The organism is Mesorhizobium sp. M7A.F.Ca.CA.001.10.2.1 (assembly GCF_003998575.1).
Lineage (GTDB): Bacteria > Pseudomonadota > Alphaproteobacteria > Rhizobiales > Rhizobiaceae > Mesorhizobium.
This window is the reverse complement of sequence record NZ_RZQY01000357.1, coordinates 1-5,985: the sequence shown is the minus strand read 5'-3', so window position 1 is coordinate 5,985 and position 5,985 is coordinate 1. Positions and strand designations below refer to the sequence as shown.

Annotated in this window: 6 protein-coding genes; all 6 read right to left on the bottom strand. The window is 60.1% G+C overall.

The genetic code is table 11. The features are described 5' to 3' along the window. Positions 1-50: 50 nt before the first annotated feature. The gene (locus EN964_RS37775; protein WP_164748740.1) at positions 51-224 is read right to left on the bottom strand and encodes a hypothetical protein; all 174 of its coding nucleotides are present in this window, start codon (positions 222-224) and stop codon (positions 51-53) included. 42 nt (positions 225-266) lie between these two features. Beyond that, entirely contained in the window at positions 267-1,304 is a 1,038-nt protein-coding gene (locus tag EN964_RS21475; RefSeq protein ID WP_127270672.1) for a zinc-binding dehydrogenase, read from the bottom strand. After that, the gene (locus tag EN964_RS21470; protein WP_127269553.1) at positions 1,297-1,785 is read right to left on the bottom strand and encodes a Gfo/Idh/MocA family oxidoreductase; all 489 of its coding nucleotides are present in this window, start codon (positions 1,783-1,785) and stop codon (positions 1,297-1,299) included. The genes EN964_RS21475 and EN964_RS21470 overlap by 8 nt, the downstream gene beginning before the upstream one ends. Before the next feature lie 9 nt (positions 1,786-1,794). Further along, on the bottom strand, positions 1,795-2,235 hold the full coding sequence (locus EN964_RS21465; RefSeq protein ID WP_127269552.1) for a nuclear transport factor 2 family protein: 441 nt from the start codon (positions 2,233-2,235) through the stop codon (positions 1,795-1,797). Positions 2,236-2,528: 293 nt separating this feature from the next. Further along, entirely contained in the window at positions 2,529-4,094 is a 1,566-nt protein-coding gene (locus EN964_RS21460) for an MDR family MFS transporter (RefSeq protein WP_127270669.1), read from the bottom strand. Next, positions 4,091-5,242 carry an HlyD family secretion protein gene (locus tag EN964_RS21455; protein ID WP_127269550.1) on the bottom strand — a complete coding sequence of 384 codons (1,152 nt, stop codon included), beginning with the start codon at positions 5,240-5,242 and terminating at the stop codon, positions 4,091-4,093. The genes EN964_RS21460 and EN964_RS21455 overlap by 4 nt, the downstream gene beginning before the upstream one ends. Positions 5,243-5,985 lie beyond the last annotated feature (743 nt).

Here is a 5,985-nt window from a genome sequence, read left to right as displayed (position 1 = left end):
GCGTCGCGCCCCGTTCCCCCCCGCCGGATGAAGCGCTGCACGCGGTCGCATTAGACTCGACCGCCGGCGTCAAAGATCGACTCGGCCAAGGCCTGCGCGCAGGCTTCGTCCCGCCCCTGCACGAAAGCGGCTTCACCTTCCGCGGCGAATACCTCCACCATCGCCTCGAGCCCGGTGCTCGGTTCGATCACGAGGACGCGCTTTCCAACAAGTCCCATGTCCATGGTGTGATCTTTACTGACATGAACAGTGGTTGGTCGCCGGCGCTAGGCAGCCAGGTCCGGAGCAATGGAAAGGACGACACGACCCATCGTACGGCCGTTCTCCAAAGCTTCGTGTGCCGCGCCAACACCGCCGAACAACACCACCCGGTCGACATGAGGGTGCAGCTCGCCGCGATCGACCATCCCGGCAACCCGCCGCAAGACATCGGTCTGTCTCAGCCGGCGAAGATGATCGCCCGCGATCTGCGGCTGTCCGATATTGACGAAGCGGACGTCGAGATTGTTCCATTCCGCTGAATCGTTGCTTCCCTTCGGCCATGGCGAGACGACGGTGTTCACCAGAGTGCCGAACGGCGCGGCGTGGTCGAAGCTTCGCGCAAAATTCTCGTGCCCCACGAAGTCGAAGACGATATCCGCGCCGGCTTTTCCGGTCCAGCGGCGCAAGGCGGCGGCAACGTCCTCCTCGCGATATTGGATCGCCAGTTCAGCACCAAGTGACAGCACGAAGGCAGCTTTTGCGTCGCCTGAGACGGTTGCCGCGATACGGGCGCCGAGCCTGCGCAGGTATTGTATAGTGATATGTCCAAGTCCTCCTGCGCCGCCATGCACCAGGGCGAAGCTACCCGGCTTGGCATCGGCCTTCTCGAATACTGCCTCCCAGGCCGTGAGCGCCACCGTCGGCAACGCCGCTGCCTCGACGAAGCCTAGGCTGACGGGTTTCCGCGCGGCATAATGCCCGTTGAGCACCTTGTATTCGGCGTAGCTGCCGAAATTGCCGGCATAGCCGCCATCGACATACCAGACGGCGTCCCCGGGACGGAGATGGGTGATTGCCGAACCCACCTCTTCAATAATCCCAGTACCGTCAATGCCGAGGATGGTGAATGCGTCCCGCGGGCCAGTCCCATACACCGCGCCATTGCGGCGGTTCTGCCAGTCGGCCGGATTGACCCCCGCCGCCATCACGCGAACCAGAATATCCGTATCGTTCGCAATGCGCGGCCGGGCGATCTCGCGCGTTTCCATGACCTCGGGTCCGCCCGCTCGCGTCATTATAAGCGCCAGCATCGTCTCAGACATCGACCGCCTCCCCCTCGCTACATTCGATCGCATTGATTAGACTCTGGAGGTCAACCGCGCCGTCCAAGGTCTGTGCGAGGCGGGCGTTGTTCCTCAAGTCGGAGACGGGACGCGGGGAACTCAGGCCCACGCTCGGCGATGGCACTTCCTGAAGGCGTGTGGCACCGTAGGCCTCCGGAGGCCACTCGCAGAAGACGATCTTGCCTGCTTCGAGCAATCGGATTGCGAGTTCCCTGTGCTGCGTCACCGTGACCGCGACGACGACACCTACGCCCGGATCATTGACGAGCGTCTCGTTCGTATCGGCATGTGGGATGCCAAATCCCTCGGCTGCAACCTTTATTACCTCCACCCGGTTGCTGCTGATGGTGGTGACGCGATATTCGAGCAGCCTTTCATCCGCCGCCTTGTGTGCGATCGTCGGCCAGCCATTGTCGGGGTGCACTCCGATAATTCCGACATGAATCGGATTTCCAACCATGATCGCCTCCTACGCGTTGGTGACTTCGAAGATCGTCCGGCGAAGCGTCATGCGCGCGAGACGCCAACCGTAGGGGCCAAGTCGCCATAGCTCATGATAATGTCCGTAGCCCTTGATCCGAGCCGGAAGACCGGCGGCCGCTCCAGGAAAGACAAGCACGTCCTCCATCGACCAAATGGCGGTGATCTCCGTTTGCGAAATCTGATCGATTTCGTCGTTGTGAAGCTGGTGGATCGAGTGCGAACCTTGAATGTAGCTCCGCATGGCGTCCATATAGCTCTCGCGATCATCGAAGCTTGCGATGAGCTCGCCTTCGGTGCTGAAGACCCGAACCTCGACTGTCGGCTCTAAAAGGGAGGCGAATTGTTCCAGGTCTCGGGTATCGACGAAACGGCAGTATCTCGCCTTGGCACGTCGGACCTGTTCGATGTCAGTCAGTTGGGGATTCATTGCTCTACTCCTTTTAGATGCATGTAAGTCGGGGGAGACCCACGCGATTAGCTGTCAGATCGGCCGATCTGGTCGTCTGAAGGTACAGTCCGGCTCGCTCTGTGGTTTGGCTGTTCCAGTATTCATAGGGATGACTGGCAGGCAGCTGGATGCGTCGATGACGCTCGTCGGCCTCCGGGCCGTGGCAATCGACTTCAGTTCAACACGAGAATTCACTAGCCAGACGACGTCTTCGGCCTGTCGGGCTACCGCGGCGACGGAAGCTGCGGGAAGGTCGATCTCCCGGCACCCTGTCACATTGGACTACGGCTCCGGGTGAACAGCACCGCCACCGCCGCCACCAGCAAGATGATGCCAAGGACGTAGAACGTGTCGGAGAAGGCCATGATCAGGGACTGCTGCGCGATGAGCTTCCCGAGAAAGGCCTCCGCCTGGTGGCGTGCTAGACTCTCGTCTGAGACACCGCGCGACATAATGTATTCCGTCATTCGAGATATGAACTGCTCGGTGGGCTCGCTGTAGGGCGTGACAGACTGCCCGATAATGTTGGAATGGAATTGCTCCCGCCTGGTGATCAGTGTTGCCAGCATGGCCGTTCCCAGCGCCCCACCGAGGCTGCGCATCATATTGAGAACCCCGGACGCCGCACCGGAGAGTTCGCTAGGTATGCCGACCATCACAATACCGGCAAGCGGAGCAAGGACGATGGCCTGGCCGAATGCACGGATGAAATTCGTGGTCACGAACTGATCGCTGCCATCATTCACGTTAAGATGCGTGTTCATGAAACAGCTCGCTGCAAAGATCGCGAGCCCGGCGCAGACGATTGCACGTGCGCTCAAATGCTTCTGCAACCAGGGAACGAACGGAATAATTACCAGTTGGGGCAGCCCGACCCAGGCCAACACCATACCAATCTGCTCGGAATTGTACCCTTGGACTTGGCTCAGATAGGCCGGGAGCACATAGACCGAGCCAAACAGCGCGACGCCGACCAGCATGTTGGCTAGGGTTCCGAGCGCGAAGTTACGGTGGACGAGCACCCGCAGTTGAACGGCAGGCCTATCAACGGTCAGCTCTATGGCGACAAAGACCGCAAGGGCGACGACGGCAACGATCGATAGATGAACGATGAGCGGCGAGCCAAACCAGCCATTCTTGTTGCCCTCGTCGAGCACGGTCTGGAGGCAGGAAAGCCCAACAATCATGAAGGCGATGCCATACCAATCCCCCTCCTTCAACAGCGAAAGGTTCATCCTCTCCCGCTCGAGGGTTGGAAAAAGCAGGCCGAGCATCAGGACTCCCGGCACGAGATTGACGAAGAAGATAAACTCCCAGCCATAGTGCTGGGTGAGGTAACCGCCGATAGTCGGTCCGATCGCAGGCCCAAAAGTGGCCGTGAGCGCAAATGCTGCCAAGCCAACCGGCTGCTGGCGTTGTGGCAAGGACGTCAGCACGCGGGTGAATGCCATTGGGATCATCACGCCGCCGGCGAAGCCCTGAAAACCCCTGAGGACGATCATCTGCCCGAGGCTTGTCGTGAAAGCGCACGCGACTGAAAAGAGGAGGAACAGGCAGGTGCTGCCGAGCAGAAACCTGCGGAACGAAAACACTCGCGTGAAGAAATCCGTCAGCGGGATCATGATGATTTCTCCGATGAGATAGGAGGTGGATATCCACGTTCCGTTGTCGGAGCCCGTACCAATCCCGCCCTCGATCTCCGGAAGCGAGGAATTGGTGATCTGGATGTCCAGCACAGCGATCAACGCGCCGAGCATGCATCCGAAAATGCAGATCCAATCGCGGAAAGTCGCACCCTCCCTGTCGCGATGCGATGTCATCGGTAGGGTCTCGGTCATGGCTGGTTTCGAGACCTGCCATGCTCTGTATCTGGCGGCGGTTGGCTAACGGTGATCGTGGCGGTGACTGACATTCCGGGCAGGAGCAACCCTGCGAGAGGATCATCCCGGTCTATTGCGATCTTGACGGGGATCCGCTGAACGATCTTCGTGAAATTTCCGGTGGCATTGTCGGGGGGCAGGAGCGAGAACTCTTGGCCGCTGGCCGGCGCGATGCTGTCAACGATGCCCCTTACGGGGGTGTCGGCGAAAGCATCAACGTCGATCCTGACCTTCTGGCCCGAAGTGACCTCGGAGAGCTGGGTTTCTTTGTAGTTGGCGACCACATAGATACCGTCGAGCGGGACTACCGCAAGTAGTTGCATGCCAGGCTGGACGTAGAGGCCCACCCGCAACTGGCGCATACCGACAACGCCTTCGCTGGGCGCCCGCAAAACCGTGTAGCCTAGGTTCAGTTCTGCCTCCTCGAGTGCTCCTTGGTTGTGCTGCAGAGCAGCATTTGCTTCATCAAGCTGGGCCGCGAGAGTGCCGACCTCTCGCCGCACCGCCTCCAGGGCTGCCTTGTCCTTCGCGACCAATGCGTTCGCGGCGCCGATCTGGGATGCTGCCTGCTGTGCATTCTGGACGGAGCCATATCCCCCCTTGGCAAGCGTTTCGAAGCGTTCGTCATTTTGCGCGGCATAGACCTCCGTGGCCTGGTCGGCCTTTAGGGTGGCATCCGCCTCGTCGATGAGGGCGCGCTGCTCTGCCAACTGGGCGTCGATGCTCACGATTTTCGCCTTCGCCTCGGCGACGTCTGCCTTCGCCTCATCGACGGCTGCCTTGAAGCTGCGCGGATCGATGGTCGCCAACACGTCGCCCGCCTTGACCTTCTGATTGTCTGCGACCAGCACAGTGGCGAGGTAGCCGGCGACTTGAGGTGCAACTGGCACGATGTGGGCCTCCACATAGGCATCGTCGGTCGATTCCTCGAAACGCCAGACCGTCCAATACTGCCGGCCGGCATACGCAGCGGCGGACAACGCAGATAGGGCAGCAACGCCAAATGCGACGATGCGGAGCGCGCGGACAAATCTCCCCTCTTTGGCACGCGGTAAGGTCAATGCTACGACCTCCGTCTCCGGTTTGCCGGGATGATTGATATTCATGATTCCTCCTGCCGGGGAGGCCGGCCCATCCGGGGCGCGCCCGGACCAATGCTGGTTCGTCTCGTTACATTCAAAGAAGCGATTCTCGCAGGAAGACCTCGGCGACCGCTGTATCGAGTTGGTTCTCCCGACTGGCCGCACACCTCTGCAGGTGATGGAATTCTCGCCTCAATGAGATCAGCATTCTGAGAACTGATCGCCGGCAGCGACCGCCGATGCTCCCGGCCTTTGAAGGGTCATTTGGCCCTCCCGCGTCATGTCCTTCGTCACTGTGGCGGTGACCGTAGCCCTCTCCTTGGCCGCCACTAATGTGGCCGCCGTCATGAGCCAAGGCCGCCAAACCCGAGCCTGCCGCTAACAGCGCGGCCCAGGCAATTGTTATCCAAACATGTCGTACGTTTGGCATCGTCGTACTCCTTGCGGCCCACGCTTTGGGAGGAAGCGCCGCAAGAGTGTATTTGCCGTCGACTGAGCGAAATCATACTTGCGTCCAGCGATGCCAGACGTGAGGTCATGGATTGCGCATCTCGGCGAGAACGACGACCGATATCTCATACCGTATTTCCGGACTTTCCCCTCCGGCGGGGCGGCTTCAATAAGGAACGGCAGACTCCCCATTCTCAATTGAGATCCTACGGCGGAGGGTATCAGGAGCAGCAGAATCGTCGCCTTCTTAGGCGCGCCGAGTTCATTGGCGGGTCCAGGTCATGTGTCTAGTTCTGCCGAAACCATTGGGGCCTGAA

What these genes read in the sequence shown, in the direction of transcription:
- EN964_RS37775 (WP_164748740.1), bottom strand. Translation starts at nt 224, where the DNA reads ATGGACATGGGACTTGTTGGAAAGCGCGTCCTCGTGATCGAACCGAGC.
- EN964_RS21475 (WP_127270672.1), bottom strand. Translation starts at nt 1,304, where the DNA reads ATGTCTGAGACGATGCTGGCGCTTATAATGACGCGAGCGGGCGGACCC.
- EN964_RS21470 (WP_127269553.1), bottom strand. Translation starts at nt 1,785, where the DNA reads ATGGTTGGAAATCCGATTCATGTCGGAATTATCGGAGTGCACCCCGAC.
- EN964_RS21465 (WP_127269552.1), bottom strand. Translation starts at nt 2,235, where the DNA reads ATGAATCCCCAACTGACTGACATCGAACAGGTCCGACGTGCCAAGGCG.
- EN964_RS21455 (WP_127269550.1), bottom strand. Translation starts at nt 5,242, where the DNA reads ATGAATATCAATCATCCCGGCAAACCGGAGACGGAGGTCGTAGCATTG.
- EN964_RS21460 (WP_127270669.1), bottom strand. Translation starts at nt 4,094, where the DNA reads ATGACCGAGACCCTACCGATGACATCGCATCGCGACAGGGAGGGTGCG.